The sequence below is a fragment of the Aliidongia dinghuensis genome, from assembly GCF_014643535.1.
GTDB lineage: Bacteria > Pseudomonadota > Alphaproteobacteria > ATCC43930 > CGMCC-115725 > Aliidongia > Aliidongia dinghuensis.
Genome location: NZ_BMJQ01000020.1, coordinates 89,431 through 105,547 on the forward strand (window position 1 = coordinate 89,431; position 16,117 = coordinate 105,547).

Below are 16,117 nucleotides of genomic sequence, written 5' to 3' on the forward strand. Positions count from 1 at the left end.
ATTCCCGCGCAGGCCAAGTCATGATTGATCCTTCCGCGTCGCTGTTCCAGCTGCTGGGAGCGAAAGGCTGGCTTTCTGGAGACGACACCAAGCCGTATCGGCGCGATTGGCTCGATCGATACGGTATCGCGCCGTTGGGCGTCGCGCGGCCGGCGAATACCGCGGAGGTCGCAGGCATCCTCAGGCTCTGTTCCGGCGCCGGCCTGGCCGTCGTGCCGCAAGGCGGCAATACGAGCCTGTGCGGTGGCGCGGTCTCCGACCAACCTCGGGCCGTCATCCTTTCTCTCGCCCGGATGGCGGCAATCGGACAGCCGGACCGAGACAGCGGAACGATCCTTGTGGAGGCCGGTGTCGTTCTGGCCGCACTCCACGAGGCGTTGGAGCCGCACGGTCTGATCTTCCCGATGCATCTCGGCGCCGAGGGCAGCGCCTGCATCGGCGGTCTCATCGGGACGAACGCGGGCGGAAGCCAGGCTTTTCGCTATGGCATGATGCAGGATCTCGTCCAAGGGCTGGAGGTCGTGACCGCCGACGGGACGGTCTGGAACGGCCTCAGGGCCGTACAGAAGGACAACGCGGGCTATCAGTTGCGCAAGCTCTTCTGCGGGTCCGAGGGCTCGCTGGGCGTCATCACCCGTGCGGTGCTGAGGCTCTATCCGGCACCCAAGCAGCGCGGAAGTGCTCTCGTCGCGGTACCTGATTTCGCAGCGGCCGTTGCACTCGGCACTTACTTACGCGAGGAGGCCGGCGAATTCCTGTCCGGCCTCGAGTTCTTCTCGGAACTGGGGTTGGCCCTCACCCTCAAACACCTGCCGGACCTCAGTTTTCCCCTGGCGGCCCGCGCACCGTTGTACCTTTTGATCGAGCTCGGGTCCGGTTCGCGACAAGTACCCCTTGACGATATTCTTGCCGGCGCGCTCGAGCAGGGCATGGAGCGGGGGCTGATCATCGATGGCGCTCTCGCGAGCTCCGATGCGCAACGAGCCCACTTCTGGCGCTTGCGGGAGGAACAGCCGGAGGGACAACGCCTCGAGGGCGCCCAGTTGAAGCATGACTTGTCCGTGCCCCCAGGAAAAATCGCGCACTTCATCGAGGCGGCTGCCAGAATTTGCGACGAGATTCTTCCTGGCGTGCGCGTCAATCCCTTCGGCCATCTCGCCGATGGCAATATCCACTACAATCTTTCTCCCCCTGTGGGCGCTATGGACTTCAGCGACAAGGCTCCGGTCCTCGCGCAGGCATTGGCGTCGCTCGCTGGCGAGATGGGTGGGAGCTTCGCAGCCGAACATGGGCTTGGCCGCGCCAAGATTGCTCTCGCGGAGAGGAACAGAAGCGCCGCCGAGCGAACGTTGATGGCCCGACTGAAGGCGGCGTTCGACCCAAAGGGGACAATGAATCCGGGCGTCTTGATTCACGCGCCATAGCAAAGAAGAACTTTCCAATAGACCGGTTTTCTTGGTTACGCCTCGGCTCGCCAACGGGCATCTTGGATCAGGAAAGAAGAGATGCGACAACGCGCGATTAGAAGCCAGTGCTTGCGAATATGCCGACCGAGCTAACGTTGTTCGCAGCTCCGCTTACGCAGATCTTCCATCAACGATAAATCACGTCGATTCGACTTTAGCTTGAGGGTGTCGACCGTTTATGCGTACCGGAGGAAAACTTCTTGTCGAATGCCTGATCGCGCTAGGCGCGACCAAGAGCTTCGGTGTTCCGGGCGAGAGCTACCTCGCGGTGCTCGACGCGCTCCACGATACCGCTGGCCGCCTCGACTACATCCTGTGCCGCAACGAGGGCGGTGCCGCGTTCATGGCGTCGGCCTACGGCAAGCTCACAGGCACGCCCGGCATCTGCTTTGTTACCCGTGGCCCCGGCGTCGCCAACGCCACGATCGGCGTGCATACGGCGATGCAGGACAGCTCGCCCATGATCCTGTTCGTGGGTCAGGTCGGCACCGACATGAAGGGACGCGAAGCGTTTCAGGAGGTCGACTACCGGGCCGCATTTGGGACGCTCGCGAAATGGGCGGTCGAGATCGACGACGTTTCGCGTCTGCCCGAAATCGTCGCCAGGGCATGGACCACGGCGCTGACCGGCCGTGCCGGGCCCGTCGTCGTGGCACTGCCTGAGGACATGCTTGCCAGCGTCACGACCGCCTCCCCTCTTCGCGGGCCGGCGACGACCTTCGAGCCTGCCGCCGACGCAAAGGCCGTTGCCGCCACCCGCGCAATGCTCGCCGCGGCGCAAAGGCCGGTCATCCTCGTCGGCGGGACGAACTGGTCCGAAGAGGGGCGCACGGCGCTTCAGGCGTTCGCCGAGGCGTCGGACATTCCGGTGGTCGCAGCTTTCCGGTTCCAGGATCAGTTCGACAACCACTCGTCGGTATTCGCCGGCGAGGCCGGCGTCGGCATGGCGCCTCACGTCAAGGCCCTGATCCGGAACGCTGATGTGATCCTGGCCATCAACGTGCGGTTCGGCGAGATGACGACCGACGGATACAGCTTGCTGGCCGTGCCCGAACCGATCCAGAAGCTGATCCACGTCCACGGGTCGGATCGCGAAATCGGCAAGATCTATGTGCCCTGGATTGGTATCCACGCCGGCCCGAATGCATTTGCCGCGGCACTGACACCGGTCGCGGGCAACTGGGCCGAATGGCGGGCCCAGGCGCGCCAGGACTATGCGGCGACGTTCAACGCCCCGGTCCAGCCGGGGCCGGTCGACATGGTCGCGGTCACGGCGTGGCTCCGGGAACACCTGCCGGAGGACGTCATCCTCACCAACGGCGCCGGCAATTTCACGGTCTGGCCGAACAAGTTCTTTCAATTCGGCCCCAAGGCGCGGCTGCTGGCGCCGCAGTCGGGCGCCATGGGCTACGGCCTGCCCGCGGCCATTGCCGCCAAGGTGGCCTTCCCCGACCGCACCGTCGTCTGCTTCGCCGGAGACGGCGACTTTCAGATGACCTGCCAGGAACTCGGGACCGCGATGCAGGCCGGCGCCCAGCCGATCGTGCTCATCCTCAACAACGGCATTTACGGCACGATCCGCGCGCATCAGGAGCGGACATATCCCGGCCGAGTGTCGGGGACTGCGCTCGAAAACCCCGACTTCGTGGCCATCGCCCAGGCCTATGGCTTCCATGCCGAGCGGATCGCTTCGACTGAAGACTTCGCCGCGGCATTTCGGCGGGCGCTCGCATCGGCGACCGGCGCCGTGCTCGACCTCGACATTTCCCCGGAGGCTTTGACGCCTCGCCAAACCCTTTCCCAGATGCGTGATGCCGCGCTCGCCTCGCAGAGGGCCAAGTCATGAGCTTCAACAAGGACACTATTCGTCTGGGTGCAGACATTGGTGGCACGTTCACCGACATCGCCCTGGACCTGCGTGGAAAGATCTTCTCGACCAAGGTCTTGACCAACTATTCCGCCCCCGAGCAGGCGATCCTCGACGGCATCGCGATCGTGGCCCGCGATGCCGGGATCTCGCCGGCGGACATCGACATCGTCATTCACGGCACGACGCTCGCGACCAACGCGCTGATCGAGCGTCGCGGCGCCAAGACCGCGCTGGTGACGACTGAAGGGTTCCGCGACGTCATCGAGATGCGAACCGAGAACCGGTTCGAGCAATATGATCTGAACCTGCAGCTGCCGACCCCGCTGATCCCGCGAGAGCACCGCTTCGCCGTCAAGGGCCGGATCGGCGCCGAGGGACAGGAGCTGCAGCCGCTGGACGAGGCGGCACTCGAGGAGATTGCCGACACGATCGCCGCCGGCGGCTTCGGCGCCATCGCGATCGGCTTCATCCACTCCTATGTGAACCCGTCGCATGAACGGCGGGCCCGCGAGATTCTCCGCAAGAAGCTGAACATTCCCATTTCCATCAGTGCGGAGGTCTCTCCGCAGATGCGGGAGTTCGAGCGCTTCAACACGGTCTGTGCGAACGCCTATGTTCGCCCGCAAATGGCGACTTACCTCGCCCGGTTCGAGACGCGCCTGAAGGAGCTGGGTGCCGACTGCCCGATCTTCATGATCCATTCCGGCGGCGGCATCATCTCGGTTGAAACGGCGTCGGAATTTCCGGTCCGGCTGGTGGAGTCCGGGCCCGCCGGCGGTGCCATCTTCGCGGCCGACATCGCCCAGCGCTTCGGCCTCGACAAGGTCGTGTCGTACGACATGGGCGGCACGACCGCGAAGATCTGCCTCATCGAAGACTATGCGCCGCGCACGGCCAGAACCTTCGAGGTCGCGCGGACCTATCGGTTCTGCAAGGGCTCCGGCATGCCGATCTCCATCCCGGTGATCGAGATGATCGAGATCGGCGCGGGCGGCGGCTCCATCGCATGGGTCGATGCGATGGGCCGCATCCAGACGGGCCCGGAAAGCGCCGGGTCCGAGCCAGGGCCGGCTTGCTACGGACGCGGCGGCAAACGACCGGCCATTACCGATGCCGATCTGATGCTGGGCAAGCTTGATCCGCATAATTTTGCCGGGGGCGCGATCACGCTCGACACATCCGCCGCCAAAGAGGCCATCCTGAACGATGTCGGCGAGCGCCTTTCGCTCGATGCGATGTCCACCGCCTTCGGCATCTGCGAGGTCGTGGACGAGAACATGGCGAACGCCGCCCGCGTCCATGCGGTCGAGAACGGCAAGAACATCTCCGACAACATCATGATCGCCTTCGGTGGTGCGGCTCCTCTTCATGCTGCCCGCCTTTGCGAGAAGCTCAGCATCGATCGGTGCCTCGTGCCGCAGGGCGCCGGTGTCGGATCGGCGATCGGTTTCCTCAAGGCGCCGTTCGGCTACGAGGCGGTCGCGTCCCGGCTCACGCGCCTGTCGCAATTCAACGCCGCGGAAGTGAACGCTCTTCTCGACGACCTGACGGCTTCGGCAGAGCGCTTCGTGCGAGCGGGGACCAGCGGCGCCATCGTCCGCGAGATCACCGCGTTCATGCGCTATTCCGGCCAAGGTTGGGAGATCCCCGTGCCCTTGCCCGACGAGCCGTTCGGCGACGATGCCGCCGGCAAGCTCACGGACTGGTTCCAAACCCACTACCAGCGCTTTTTTGGTCGCGCCATCGACGGGCTCGACGGGCTGGAGATCGAGGTCGTTACCTGGTCCGTGAAGGCCAGAGACAATCGGCCGGCGCCTGCACATCACGAGCTCTGTGCGGGGACCACGACCCTTCCCGCGGATTTGTGCCGCGCGGTGTTCGACCCGGCCAAGGGCTCGCTGCAGACCTACGCAATCTTCGAGCGCGATGCGCTCTCGACCGGCGACCGCGTCAGCGGCCCGGCGGTGATCGTGGAGCGCGAGACCTCGACGGTCGTCACCACCTCCTTCGATGCCGCCATCCAGAGCGACGGCGCTATTCTTCTGATCCGCAAGGGCAGCCAGGCATGAGCGACATTGGCGAAATCCGCATGCAGGTCATGTGGAACCGGTTGATCTCGGTTGTCGAGGAACAGGCACTCACCCTGTTGCGCACGGCCTTCTCGACCTCGGTGCGCGAGTCCGGCGACCTCTCGGCCGGCGTCTTCGACACCCGGGGCCAGATGCTGGCGCAGGCGGTGACCGGCACGCCCGGCCACGTGAACACCATGGCCGAGGCCGTGCTGCAGTTCATGCGCGAGATCCCGCGCGAGAACATGTTCGAGGGCGACACCTACGTCACCAACGATCCCTGGCAAGGCACCGGTCACCTGCACGACATCACGATGGTGTCGCCGTCGTTCCTTGACGGCGAGCTCGTGGCCTTCTTTGCCTGCACCGCCCACGTGGTGGATGTCGGCGGGCGCGGCTTCGGCGCCGACGGCAAGTCGGTGTACGAGGAAGGCCTCCAGATCCCGATCATGAAGTTCGCGGAGAAGGGTAAGGTCAATCTCGACCTTGTGAAGATCCTGCGCTGCAACGTCCGCGAGCCCAACCAGGTCGTCGGCGACTTCTATTCTCTGGCCGCCTGCAATGACGTCGGCCATCGCCGGCTCGTCGACATGATGACGGAGATCGGGCTGACATCGCTCGATGGCCTCGGCGAGTTCATCTTCTCACGCACACGCGCGGCGATGCTCGAGCGGATCCAGGCCCTGCCGAAGGGCAGCTGGTCCAACGAGCTCGTCACGGACGGCTATGACGAGCCGGTAAAACTCGTGGCGACCGTCTCTGCCCGCGACGACCACGTGCATGTCGATTTCTCAGGCAGCGCGCCCATGAGCCGCTGGGGCATCAACGTGCCCATCATCTACAGCAAGGCCTACGCCTGCTTCGCGCTCAAATGCGTCGTGGCACCCGACATCCCGAACAACGCCGCCTCGTTGGACTTCTTCACGGTATCGTCGCCGACGAACATCGTTAACGCGGTGCGCCCGGCGCCGGTGGCGCTCAGGCATGTCATCGGTCACATGGTCCCCGACCTCGTGCTGGGGGCGATGGCCAAGGCACTGCCCGGGAAAATCCTGGCGGAGGGAGCGGCGGCACTCTGGAACATCCACATCTCGGCCCGACCGGTGGACGGTGCCGCGGGACGCCGCGCCGAGGTGCTGATGTTCAATTCGGGCGGCATGGGCGCGCGACCGGGGCTCGACGGGCTCTCCGCCACGGCCTTCCCATCGGGCGTCCACACGATGCCGATCGAGGCGACGGAGCATACCGGCCCGATCGTGATCTGGCGCAAGGAGCTGCGCCCGGATTCCGGCGGCGACGGCGAGTTCCGCGGCGGCCTCGGACAGGTTCTCGAAATCGCAGCAACGGACGGCCACGAGTTCGATTTCTCGGCGATGTTCGATCGGGTCGGCCATCCGGCCAAGGGACGGCTCGGCGGCAAGGATGGCGCGCCAGGCGTCGTGAGGCTCGACGACGGCACACGCATGCGGCCCAAGGGCTGGCAACACGTCCCCGCCGGCCGCCGGTTGGTTCTGGAACTGCCGGGCGGTGGCGGCTATGGCGATCCGTCGAAGCGCGACCCCGCCGCCAGAGCCCATGACAATTCCAAAGGCTACGTTTCGGAGACACAGTCATGAGCTATCTCGCGTCCCGCCTCTCGGCGGTGAAGCCTTCAGCCTCCATGGCGGCGTCACAGGCTGCCAAGGCACTGCGGGCGAAGGGCGCCGACGTCATCGACCTCGGCCTCGGCGAGCCAGACTTCCCGACACCGGAACATATCGTCGAAGCCGCCCATGCCGCCGCGAAGACTGGCCTGACCCTCTATACCGGTGCTGCGGGCACGCCCGAGGTGCGCGAGGCCGTGGCCGGCAAGTTCAGGCGCGAAAACGGGCTGGACTACACGGCTGACGAGACCATCGTCGCCAACGGCGCGAAGCAGATCATCTTCAACGCGTTGATGGCGACGCTGGAACCCGGCGACGAAGTCATCCTGCCCGCCCCCTATTTCGTCTCTTATCCAGAGATGGCAAAGCTGCTGGGGGGCACGCCGGTCGTCGTTGAATGCCTGGAAACGACAGGGTTCAGGCTCACGCCCGAGCGGCTCGAGCAGGCGATCACGCCGAAAACCAAGTGGCTGTTTCTGAACACGCCCGGCAATCCGTCCGGCGCCGTCTATTCCGAGGCGGACCTGCGGGCGCTCGGCACGATCCTGGCCAAACACCCCCAAGTGCTCGTGCTCTCTGACGAGATCTATGAGCACATCATTTTCGACGGCCGCGAATTCGTATCCTTCGGCAAGGCATGTCCTGAGCTCCGGGATCGGAGCCTGATCGTCAACGGCGCTTCCAAGGCCTATGCGATGACGGGCTGGCGCGTCGGCTATGCCGCGGGCCCGCTGCCGCTCATCAAGGCCATGGCGACGATTCAGAGCCAGTCGGTCACGTCGGTCTGTTCGATCGCGCAGGCGGCCGCCCTCGCTGCATTGAACGGCCCGCAAGACAACGTGGCCCGGTTCAGGAAAGCCTTCGAAGATCGCAGAAATCTCGTCGTCGACGGCATCAGGCGGGCAAACGACCTGACGCTCGCACCCCCTGAAGGTGCCTTCTACGCGTATATCGGCTGCGCCAACCTGATCGGCCGCAGGACGTCCAAAGGTGTCGAGCTCACGGACGATGCCACCGTCGCGACATATCTCCTGACCGAGGGCCGCGTGGCGTCGGTGCCGGGTGTCGCCTACGGTCTATCGCCCTATTTCCGCATCTCCACGGCCGCCAGTGCGGAGGTGCTTACCGAGGCCGTCGCACGGATCAATGCCGCCGTGGCGCAAGTGGAGTAGATCATGCCGCACTACGAACGCATCCTGATCACTGGTGCCGCTGGCCGCTTAGGGTCGGAGCTGCGAAAGGGCCTGGCGCCGCTGACCAAGACGGTCCGCCTCGCCGGTCGCACGCCCTTCGGGGAACTGGCACCGCACGAGGAAGAAGCGGTCTTCGACCTCGCCGACATGGATGCGACGATCGCCGCCACTGAGGGCTGCGACGCCATCGTCCACTTCGGCGGTGCTGCCCTTGAATCCCCTTGGCAGGCCGTCCTCGATTCCAATATCCGCGGCTCGTACCACATCTACGAAGGTGCCAGGAAACATGGGGTCAGGCGGGTCATCTACGCCTCCTCGGTTCACGCGATCGGCTTTCACGGGATCGAAGACCATATCGGCGTCGACGCGCCGGTTCGCCCTGACAGCCTCTACGGGGTCTCCAAGAACTTCGTCGAGAGCCTGAGCCGGCTCTATTGGGACAAGTTCGGCATCGAGTCGGTTTGTCTTCGGATCTTCTCGTCCTTCCCGGAACCGAAGGACCGGCGCATGCTGTGGTCCTATCTTTCGTTTGCCGACTGCGTGCGGCTGGTCGAGGCGTCGCTGACGGCACCATGGGTGGGGCACACCATTTCCTTCGGCCTGTCCGACAACAAGGTCAAAACCGTCGACAACAGCGGTGCCGACCACCTCGGCTACATTCCCCGAGATAGCTCCGAGCCGTTTCGTGCCGCGGTCGAGGCGAACACGCCTACGCCCGATCCCAAATCGCCGTCGGTCAAATACCTGGGCGGATGGTTCTGCGAACTCGGCCACCCCGACGACCCGAAGTAGGCGGCCCGAACGTCCAAAACGGAGGGACGATACAAGGTGGCCGTGACCAGTCTCCATTCGGAGCCCTGAAGCACAGCCACACTTCGCTCCGGATCAAATCATCGCACTCTAGCTATTTGATTAGAGACGGATTCACGGAATGAGCGGATCGCCAAGCGATTCCACTCATTCCGATCCGGCTCTAGTGGCGGCGACTGGCCTGCAGGCCCCGGCCTAAAGTGCCGCGGCCGACACCATCTTGGTGTTCAGGTAGGCCTCGATCGCCTCGGTACCGCCCTCTGAGCCATAGCCGCTGTCCTTGACGCCGCCGAACGGCACTTCGGGCAGGGCGATGCCATGATGATTGACCGACAGCATGCCGACCTCGACCCGGCTCGTCAGCGTCTGAAGCGTCTTCTGCGACGAGGTGTAAGCGTAGGCCGCCAGGCCGTAATCGAGCCGGTTGGCCTCGGCAATCACCTCGTCGATGGTCGAGAACCGGCCGACGAGCGCCAACGGACCGAACGGCTCCTCGTTCATCGCGCGCATGTCGGTGGTCATGCCGGTCAGCACGGTCGGCTCGAAGAAATTGCCGACATTGCCGATCCGCTTGCCGCCGGCGGCAATGGTCGCACCCTTGGCAACAGCATCGTTGATCAGCGTCTCCATCGCCGGGATGCGCCGGGCGTTGGCGAGTGGGCCCATTGTGGTGCCTTGCTCGAGGCCGTTGCCGACCTTGATCTTCTTGGCATGGGCGACAAGCTTCTCGACGAATTCGTCATGGACCGCGTCCTGCACGAGGAAGCGGGTCGGAGCGACGCAGACCTGGCCGGCATTGCGGAACTTGTTGGTGCCCAGAATGGTGGCTGCGGTGTCGATATTGGCGTCGTCGAACACCATCGACGGCGCATGGCCGCCGAGCTCCATTGTCACCCGCTTCATGTGGGCGCCGGCGAGGGCGGCCAGATGTTTGCCGACCGGGGTCGAGCCGGTGAACGAGATCTTCTTGATGATCGGATGCGGGATCAGATACTCGCTGATCGTCGCCGGCACGCCGAAGACAAGGTTGATGACGCCCGCCGGCAAGCCGGCATCAAGCCAGCACTGGGCATAGGCCGCGAGTGAACCCGGCGTCTCTTCCGGACCCTTGACGATGATGGAGCAGCCGGCCGCAAGCGCGCCGCAGATCTTGCGGTTGGCCTGGTTGATCGGGAAATTCCACGGCGTGAAGGCGGCGACCGGGCCGACCGGCTCCTTGATCACCAGCTGCATCACGTTCTCGGCCCGGCTCGGCACGACGCGGCCGTATGCGCGTCGGGCTTCCTCGGCGAACCATTCGATGATGTCGGCCGAGAACGCCGTCTCGATCTTCGCCTCGCCGAAGGGCTTGCCCTGCTCGAGCGTCATGATACGGGCGATCTCGTCGACGCGGGTGCGCAGGGTCTCGGCCGCCTTGCGCATGATCTTGCTGCGATCGTAAGCCGACATGCGGCGCCAGGTCTCGAACCCCTTTTGCGCGGCCGCGAGCGCCCGGTCGAGGTCGGGGATGTCGGCATGGGCCACGGTGCCGTTCACCTCCCCGGTCGCGGGGTTCAGAACGTCGAGGGTCTTGCCCGATTGACTCGGCCCCCAATTGCCGTCGATGAGAAGCTGGACGGTTGGATACATGACACCTTCCTTGAGTTGTAAAGCTGCGTTATCGAGCGATCGTCGGGCGACGGCCGTGCCGACACATGGGCACGACGCGATGGAAACCCAATGACGCAGGCATCCGGGGGCGGCCGCGGCATTTTGGTCGACAACAGACCGTACGGGTGAAGAGCGCCATCCCTGATACAGATCTCCGGCTCAACTTTCGGCGAAGCCGAGCATCTTGGTGCGCACTTTCAGCAGGTGGTCCCGGATGGCGTGGGCTGCGGCACTTGCATCCCGCGAAGCGATCGCATCAACGATCCGGCGATGCTGCGCCTGGTAGTATTGCCAGAGCACGGTATCGGTGTGGCCTTGTTTGATATGTAGCCAAGGACGCTCATGGCGAATGCTGATGACAGCATCGTAAACGCCGATTGCGAGGCGATTGTGGGTCGCAGCGACCAGGCTGAGGTGGAAGGAACGATCCCATCGCTCCCACTCCTCCCAGCCGTCGGCTCCATCGCCGCCGTCAAGGCAGTCCCGGATTGCCTGAATGTCGCGCTCACTCGCATTCAGCACGATTGCCTCAGCCAGACTGGGCTCCAGGGCGACACGAAATTCCATCAGCTCGGCCGGACTCGTGTCGAGCAGCGAGGCCGACAGCGGCGCCCCCTGCCGATCGTTCGCGGCCCGCACGATCGTACCATGTCCAACCCGACGCTCGATCTTGCCCGCCTCGTGCAACAACGCCAGCGCCCGGCGCACGACAGTACGCGACGCGCCGAATTGAGCGGCGAGCTCGCGCTCCGTCGCGATCTTCTCGCCGGGCTTCAGACGCCCCTGATCGATATGCCGTTCGATCGTCGCGTGCAGATCTGCGGCCTGCCGCCGCGCCTTCTCCCTGCTGCTGCGGCTCACAACGAGCGCGTCGACCTGTTTTTTCATCACACGAAACCTTCCACCGCTCAGCGCGACCGAGCTTACAGCACCAAGCAATAATTCATTTTAAGAACCAATTCAATACCAATATAGCCGCAGCCTGCCGCATCATATTGCCTTTATGTGCACGAATTTTCCGCAGCATTGCTCAATCACAGTCTTCCAGCAACCAAGATTCCGCTTTCATCATTCTGACGCCTGTGCCACCATCAGAACCATTAAAAGCCATTTTCCACCAAAATACCCCCGGGGGAAGCATTGAGGCCAGCGCAGCCGATCGCCATCGAGCCCCTTGTCGCAGGCCAGCTGGCTGCGCGTTCCAGCAGCGCGGCGGCCCCGAGCGAGGGCGTGGCGGTCAGCTGCCGAAACCTCCTGAAGACCTACGGCACCCTGGCGGCACTCAATGACGTCTCGCTGGCGATCCGGCCCAACGAGTTCTTCACGCTGCTGGGTCCGTCGGGCTGCGGCAAGACCACGCTGCTGCGCGCGATCGCCGGGTTCGTCAGCCTGGACGGCGGCAGCATCACCGTCCATGGCCAGCGGCTGGACGGGCTGCCACCGCACAAGCGCCCGGTCAATACCGTGTTCCAGAGCTACGCCGTATTCCCGCACATGACGGTCGCCGACAACATCGCATTCGGGCTCGAGATGGAGCGCTGGCCGAAGCGCAGGATCACCACTCGCGTTGAAGAAATGCTGCGGCTCGTGCAGCTCGACGGCATGGCCGCGCGCAAGCCGGCGCAGCTTTCGGGCGGCCAGCAACAGCGCGTCGCCGTCGCCCGGGCGCTTGCCAAAGGCCCGCGCGTCCTGCTGCTCGACGAGCCGCTCTCGGCACTGGACCAGAAGCTGCGCACTGGAATGCAGCTCGAGCTGAAGCGCCTGCAGCGCGAGACCGGCATCACGTTCGTCTTCGTCACGCACGACCAGCGCGAAGCGCTCACCATGTCGGACCGCATCGCGGTCATGAACGCCGGCAACGTGCTGCAGATCGGCTCTCCGGAGGAGATTTACGAGCGACCGGCCGCGCGGTTCGTCGCCGACTTCATCGGCGAGATGAATTTCATTCCGGCCGAGGCGGCGGGCGGCTGCCGCTACCGCCTCGCAACAGGCCTGGAACTGGACGCGTCGGAGCCGGCGTCGACCGGGACACCCGTGACGTTGGCCATCCGCCCCGAACGGTTGAGGCTCGGACCGATTTCCGCCGACAGCTTGGCCGCGACGGTCCAGGAAACCGTCTACGAAGGCACGGATACGATCTATTACCTGGCCATGACCAATGGTGACCGGCTTCGGGCGCGCGAGCAGAATCGCAGCGGCTCGCTGCCGCAGTTCGGCGTCGGTGACAAGGTCGGCCTTACGCTGCCGGCCTGCTCCATCCGGGTATTGACCGCATGATCGCGGCAGGGCGTCGCCTTTCCCTCATCGGGCCGGCAATCCTGGTGATCGGCGTGCTTCTGGTCGTGCCGCTGGCTCTCATGGCCTACGTCTCGACCCTGCAGCGCGGCGACGACGGTGGCGTGATCTGGAACCTGCACACCGCCGACGCCTACGTGCAGTTCCTTTACGAGCGCGACCTGTTCGACCAGTTGGCGCTCAATTCCGACTACATTCGGATCTTCCTGCGCTCAATCACGCTATCCGCCGTCACGGCTGTGGTGACCTTGGCGCTCGCCTTCCCGACGGCCCTCTGGATGGCGTTTCAGCCCGAGAACCGCCGACCGCTTCTGCTCCTGGTCGTAACCGTGCCGTTCTGGACCAACCTGCTGGTCCGCAACTACGCCTGGGTGCTGATGCTGCGCAACGGCGGGTTCGTCGACTGGGTCTGCCAGCATGTCGGCCTGGCCAGCGCACCGATCGACATTCTCTATACGCCCGTCGCGACCGGCATCGGCCTCGTCTATTCGTTCCTGCCCTTCATGATCCTGCCGATCTACGTCAGCATGGAGAAGATCGACCGGCGCTATATCGAGGCGGCCTACGATCTCGGGGCCGACCGCTGGCGTGCGATCCGCCGGGTGATCCTGCCGCTCTCGATTCCAGGTATCGTAGGCGGCCTCATCCTTGTGTTCGTGCCATGCCTCGGGGCCTTCGTCAGTCCCGAACTGCTCGGTGGCGCCAAGTCCATGATGATTGGCAGCCTGATCCAGCAGCAGTTCGGCCAAGCCCGCAACTGGCCGTTCGGCTCGGCACTCGCCTTCGTGCTGCTGGGCCTCATCCTGGTCGCCCTTTGGCTTCATGCGGTGCGCTTCCGTCGTGCCTCGAGTGCGCAACCGTGAGCCGGGACCTCAGCCTCTTCCGCTTCCCGCTCGTCGGGCCGGCCGCCTGGGCAGTCATCACCTATCTCTACCTGCCGATCGTGGTGCTCGTGGCCTTGTCGTTCAACGCGGGCGATTCGGCCCTGTCGGGGTGGAACGGCTTCAGCCTCCGCTGGTACGCCGCCGTCGCCGAAGACCACGATATGCTGCGCGCGCTCGCCAATTCGCTGATCGTCGCCTCCGTTGCGACGACGGCCGGCACGGCTGTCGCGGTGCTGGCGGCACTTGGCACGTCGGGCGCCCGCTTTCGCCGGCAGAGTGCGTTCGAGGCGATGATCGGCCTCCCGCTCATCGTGCCGGATGTGGTGGCTGCCATCGCCATGCTGCTGTTGTTCGTGGCGCTCGGCCTGCCGCTCGGCCTCGCGAGCCTGATGCTGGCGCACACGGTCTTTGCCGTGCCGGTCGCCTATCTGCCGATCCAGGCCCGCCTCCAGGGGCTCGACCCGTCGCTCGGCGAGGCCGCGGCAGACCTTGGTGCCGGCCCCGCGACGAGCTTCCGGCGGATCGTGCTGCCGCTGATCTGGCCGGGCATCGTCGCGGGCGCGATGCTCGCCTTCATCGGGTCTCTGGGCGACGTGGTCGTCAGCTACTTCGTGTCAGGACCGGGTGCCACGACCCTGCCCGTCTATGTCTTCAGCATGGTCCGCATGGGCATCACGCCCGCCGTCAACGCCGTTTCGACGCTGCTGGTCGCGGTCTCGGTGACGCTGCTTCTGATTTCGTACCTGCTCGGCCGCCGTTTCCGGTAGCCGGGCGCAAACCAGGGGGATGGGATGAAAAGCCGGGCTCTCGCGGGATTGGTCTCTGTACTTTCCATCGTCGTCGCGGCGGCGCCGGCTCATGCCGAGACGAAGGAGCTCTTCCTCTACAATTGGTCCAACTACATGCCGCCGGACCTCTTGAAGCGCTTCGAGGCCGAGACCGGCATCAAGGTCACGCTCGACACCTATGATTCGAACGAGACCATGCTGGCCAAGATCCAGGCCGGCGGTGGCGGCTACGACGTGGTCGTGCCGTCCGGCCCGACACTCCAGACCATGATCCGCGACAAGCTGCTGATCGAGATCGACGCAAGCAAGCTCGCGAACTTCAAGAACGTGCGCGAGCCGTTCAACCACCCCGACTACGACCCGGCCCGCGCCTATTCCGTGCCCTACATGTGGGGCATCACGGCAATCGCCTACGACACCGCCAAGGTCGCGGGCGGCGCCAAGCTCGAGAACAGCTGGAAGGAGCTGTTCGAGCCGCGGCCGGAATTCGTCGGCAAAATCGGCATGCTGAAGGACGTGGGCGAGGTGATCGGCGCCGCGGCGCACTACCTCGGCTACGACTATTGCACCGCCAAGCCGGAGGAAGGCCAGAAGATCCTGGAACTGCTGGAAAAGCAGAAGCCGGCGGTGAAGCTCTACAATTCCGAAGGCACGGTCGACCGCGTCGCGAGCGGCGAAGTCGCCATGGAGCTGATGTGGAACGGCTCGTTTCACCGCGCCCACAAGAAGCTCGCGACCACCGCCTACATCTTCCCCAAGGAGGGCATGAACCTGTGGGGCGACAGTCTGGCCGTGCCGAAGGGCGCCAAGAACGTCGAGAACGCCAAGATCTTCATCAACTGGATGATGGACCCGAAGAACGCGGCCGAGGCTTCGAATTTCACCGGCTACAACAACGCGATCACTGGCGCAGACGCCTATCTCACGCCCGAGCTCAAGGCCGACCCGGCGATCAATGTCTCGCCGGAAGTGACGGCGCTGTTCCGGCCGACCAAGGACTGTCCGAAGGCAGCGCTCGACATGGACGACAAGATCTGGACGCGGCTGCTGCGCTGAAGCCTTTCATCCCCGGAGGAACCATGTCTCAGACACCCCCTGCGACCACAACGGTCGTGAAGACCATTCGTTTCGACCCGGCGAGCGCTGCCGACCCGTCGATGCCGACCACGACACGCGAATGGTATGCCGACCCGACCGGCTGCTTTAAGAGCGGCTTTTGGGCGAGCGCACCCGGCCGCGCCGAGATCCGCTACGACAAGGACGAGCTCTGCGTCATTCTCGAAGGCGTGGTGCGCCTGACAGACGGTGCCGGCGACAGCCAGACCTATCGCGCCGGCGACACGTTCGTGATCCCACGCGGGTTCACCGGCATCTGGGAAACCATTGAACCGACGCGTAAATTCTACGCGATCCATCGCAACGGCGGGAATTGAGCCGGCCGACGGCCGG

At 64.7% G+C, this 16,117-nt stretch carries 13 protein-coding genes; 11 read left to right on the forward strand and 2 right to left on the reverse strand.

What is annotated here, in order from left to right:
* Positions 1-20: 20 nt before the first annotated feature.
* The 6 genes from IEY58_RS29150 to IEY58_RS29175 all read left to right on the forward strand — a co-directional run bounded on the left by IEY58_RS29150 (position 21) and on the right by IEY58_RS29175 (position 9,033).
* A complete protein-coding gene (locus tag IEY58_RS29150; RefSeq protein ID WP_189051691.1) occupies positions 21-1,424 on the forward strand; it encodes an FAD-binding oxidoreductase in 1,404 nt (467 codons plus the stop codon).
* Positions 1,425-1,644: 220 nt separating this feature from the next.
* On the forward strand, positions 1,645-3,312 hold the full coding sequence (locus tag IEY58_RS29155; RefSeq protein WP_189051692.1) for a thiamine pyrophosphate-dependent enzyme: 1,668 nt from the start codon (positions 1,645-1,647) through the stop codon (positions 3,310-3,312).
* Entirely contained in the window at positions 3,309-5,405 is a 2,097-nt protein-coding gene (locus IEY58_RS29160) for a hydantoinase/oxoprolinase family protein (protein ID WP_189051693.1), read from the forward strand. The genes IEY58_RS29155 and IEY58_RS29160 overlap by 4 nt, the downstream gene beginning before the upstream one ends.
* Entirely contained in the window at positions 5,402-7,021 is a 1,620-nt protein-coding gene (locus tag IEY58_RS29165; protein ID WP_189051694.1) for a hydantoinase B/oxoprolinase family protein, read from the forward strand. The genes IEY58_RS29160 and IEY58_RS29165 overlap by 4 nt, the downstream gene beginning before the upstream one ends.
* Positions 7,018-8,220, forward strand: a complete 1,203-nt coding sequence (locus tag IEY58_RS29170; RefSeq protein WP_189051695.1) for a pyridoxal phosphate-dependent aminotransferase — start codon at positions 7,018-7,020, stop codon at positions 8,218-8,220. Before IEY58_RS29165 ends, IEY58_RS29170 begins: the two co-directional genes overlap by 4 nt.
* Before the next feature lie 3 nt (positions 8,221-8,223).
* Positions 8,224-9,033 carry an NAD-dependent epimerase/dehydratase family protein gene (locus IEY58_RS29175; protein WP_189051696.1) on the forward strand — a complete coding sequence of 270 codons (810 nt, stop codon included), beginning with the start codon at positions 8,224-8,226 and terminating at the stop codon, positions 9,031-9,033.
* Between the two features lie 213 nt (positions 9,034-9,246).
* Here the strand turns inward: IEY58_RS29175 and IEY58_RS29180 are convergent, their stop codons facing one another.
* Positions 9,247-10,680, reverse strand: coding sequence for an NAD-dependent succinate-semialdehyde dehydrogenase (locus IEY58_RS29180; protein WP_189051697.1), 1,434 nt, complete (start codon positions 10,678-10,680; stop codon positions 9,247-9,249).
* A gap of 180 nt (positions 10,681-10,860) precedes the next feature.
* A complete protein-coding gene (locus IEY58_RS29185; protein ID WP_189051698.1) occupies positions 10,861-11,589 on the reverse strand; it encodes a FadR/GntR family transcriptional regulator in 729 nt (242 codons plus the stop codon).
* Positions 11,590-11,841: 252 nt separating this feature from the next.
* Here IEY58_RS29185 and IEY58_RS29190 point away from each other — a divergent pair, with 252 nt between their 5' ends.
* Genes IEY58_RS29190 through IEY58_RS29210 form a run of 5 tightly spaced genes read left to right on the forward strand, consistent with a single transcriptional unit; the run spans position 11,842 to position 16,101 of the window.
* Positions 11,842-12,978: an ABC transporter ATP-binding protein gene (locus IEY58_RS29190; protein ID WP_229744036.1), complete on the forward strand. Its 1,137-nt coding sequence runs from the start codon at positions 11,842-11,844 to the stop codon at positions 12,976-12,978.
* Positions 12,975-13,859 (forward strand): ABC transporter permease, encoded by an 885-nt coding sequence (locus IEY58_RS29195; RefSeq protein ID WP_189051699.1) that lies wholly within the window; start codon positions 12,975-12,977, stop codon positions 13,857-13,859. Before IEY58_RS29190 ends, IEY58_RS29195 begins: the two co-directional genes overlap by 4 nt.
* The gene (locus IEY58_RS29200) at positions 13,856-14,647 is read left to right on the forward strand and encodes an ABC transporter permease (RefSeq protein ID WP_189051700.1); all 792 of its coding nucleotides are present in this window, start codon (positions 13,856-13,858) and stop codon (positions 14,645-14,647) included. The genes IEY58_RS29195 and IEY58_RS29200 overlap by 4 nt, the downstream gene beginning before the upstream one ends.
* 24 nt (positions 14,648-14,671) lie before the next feature.
* Positions 14,672-15,724 (forward strand): extracellular solute-binding protein, encoded by a 1,053-nt coding sequence (locus IEY58_RS29205; protein ID WP_189051701.1) that lies wholly within the window; start codon positions 14,672-14,674, stop codon positions 15,722-15,724.
* A 23-nt stretch (positions 15,725-15,747) separates the two neighbouring features.
* Entirely contained in the window at positions 15,748-16,101 is a 354-nt protein-coding gene (locus IEY58_RS29210) for a cupin domain-containing protein (protein ID WP_189051702.1), read from the forward strand.
* The last annotated feature ends 16 nt before the right edge of the window (positions 16,102-16,117 follow it).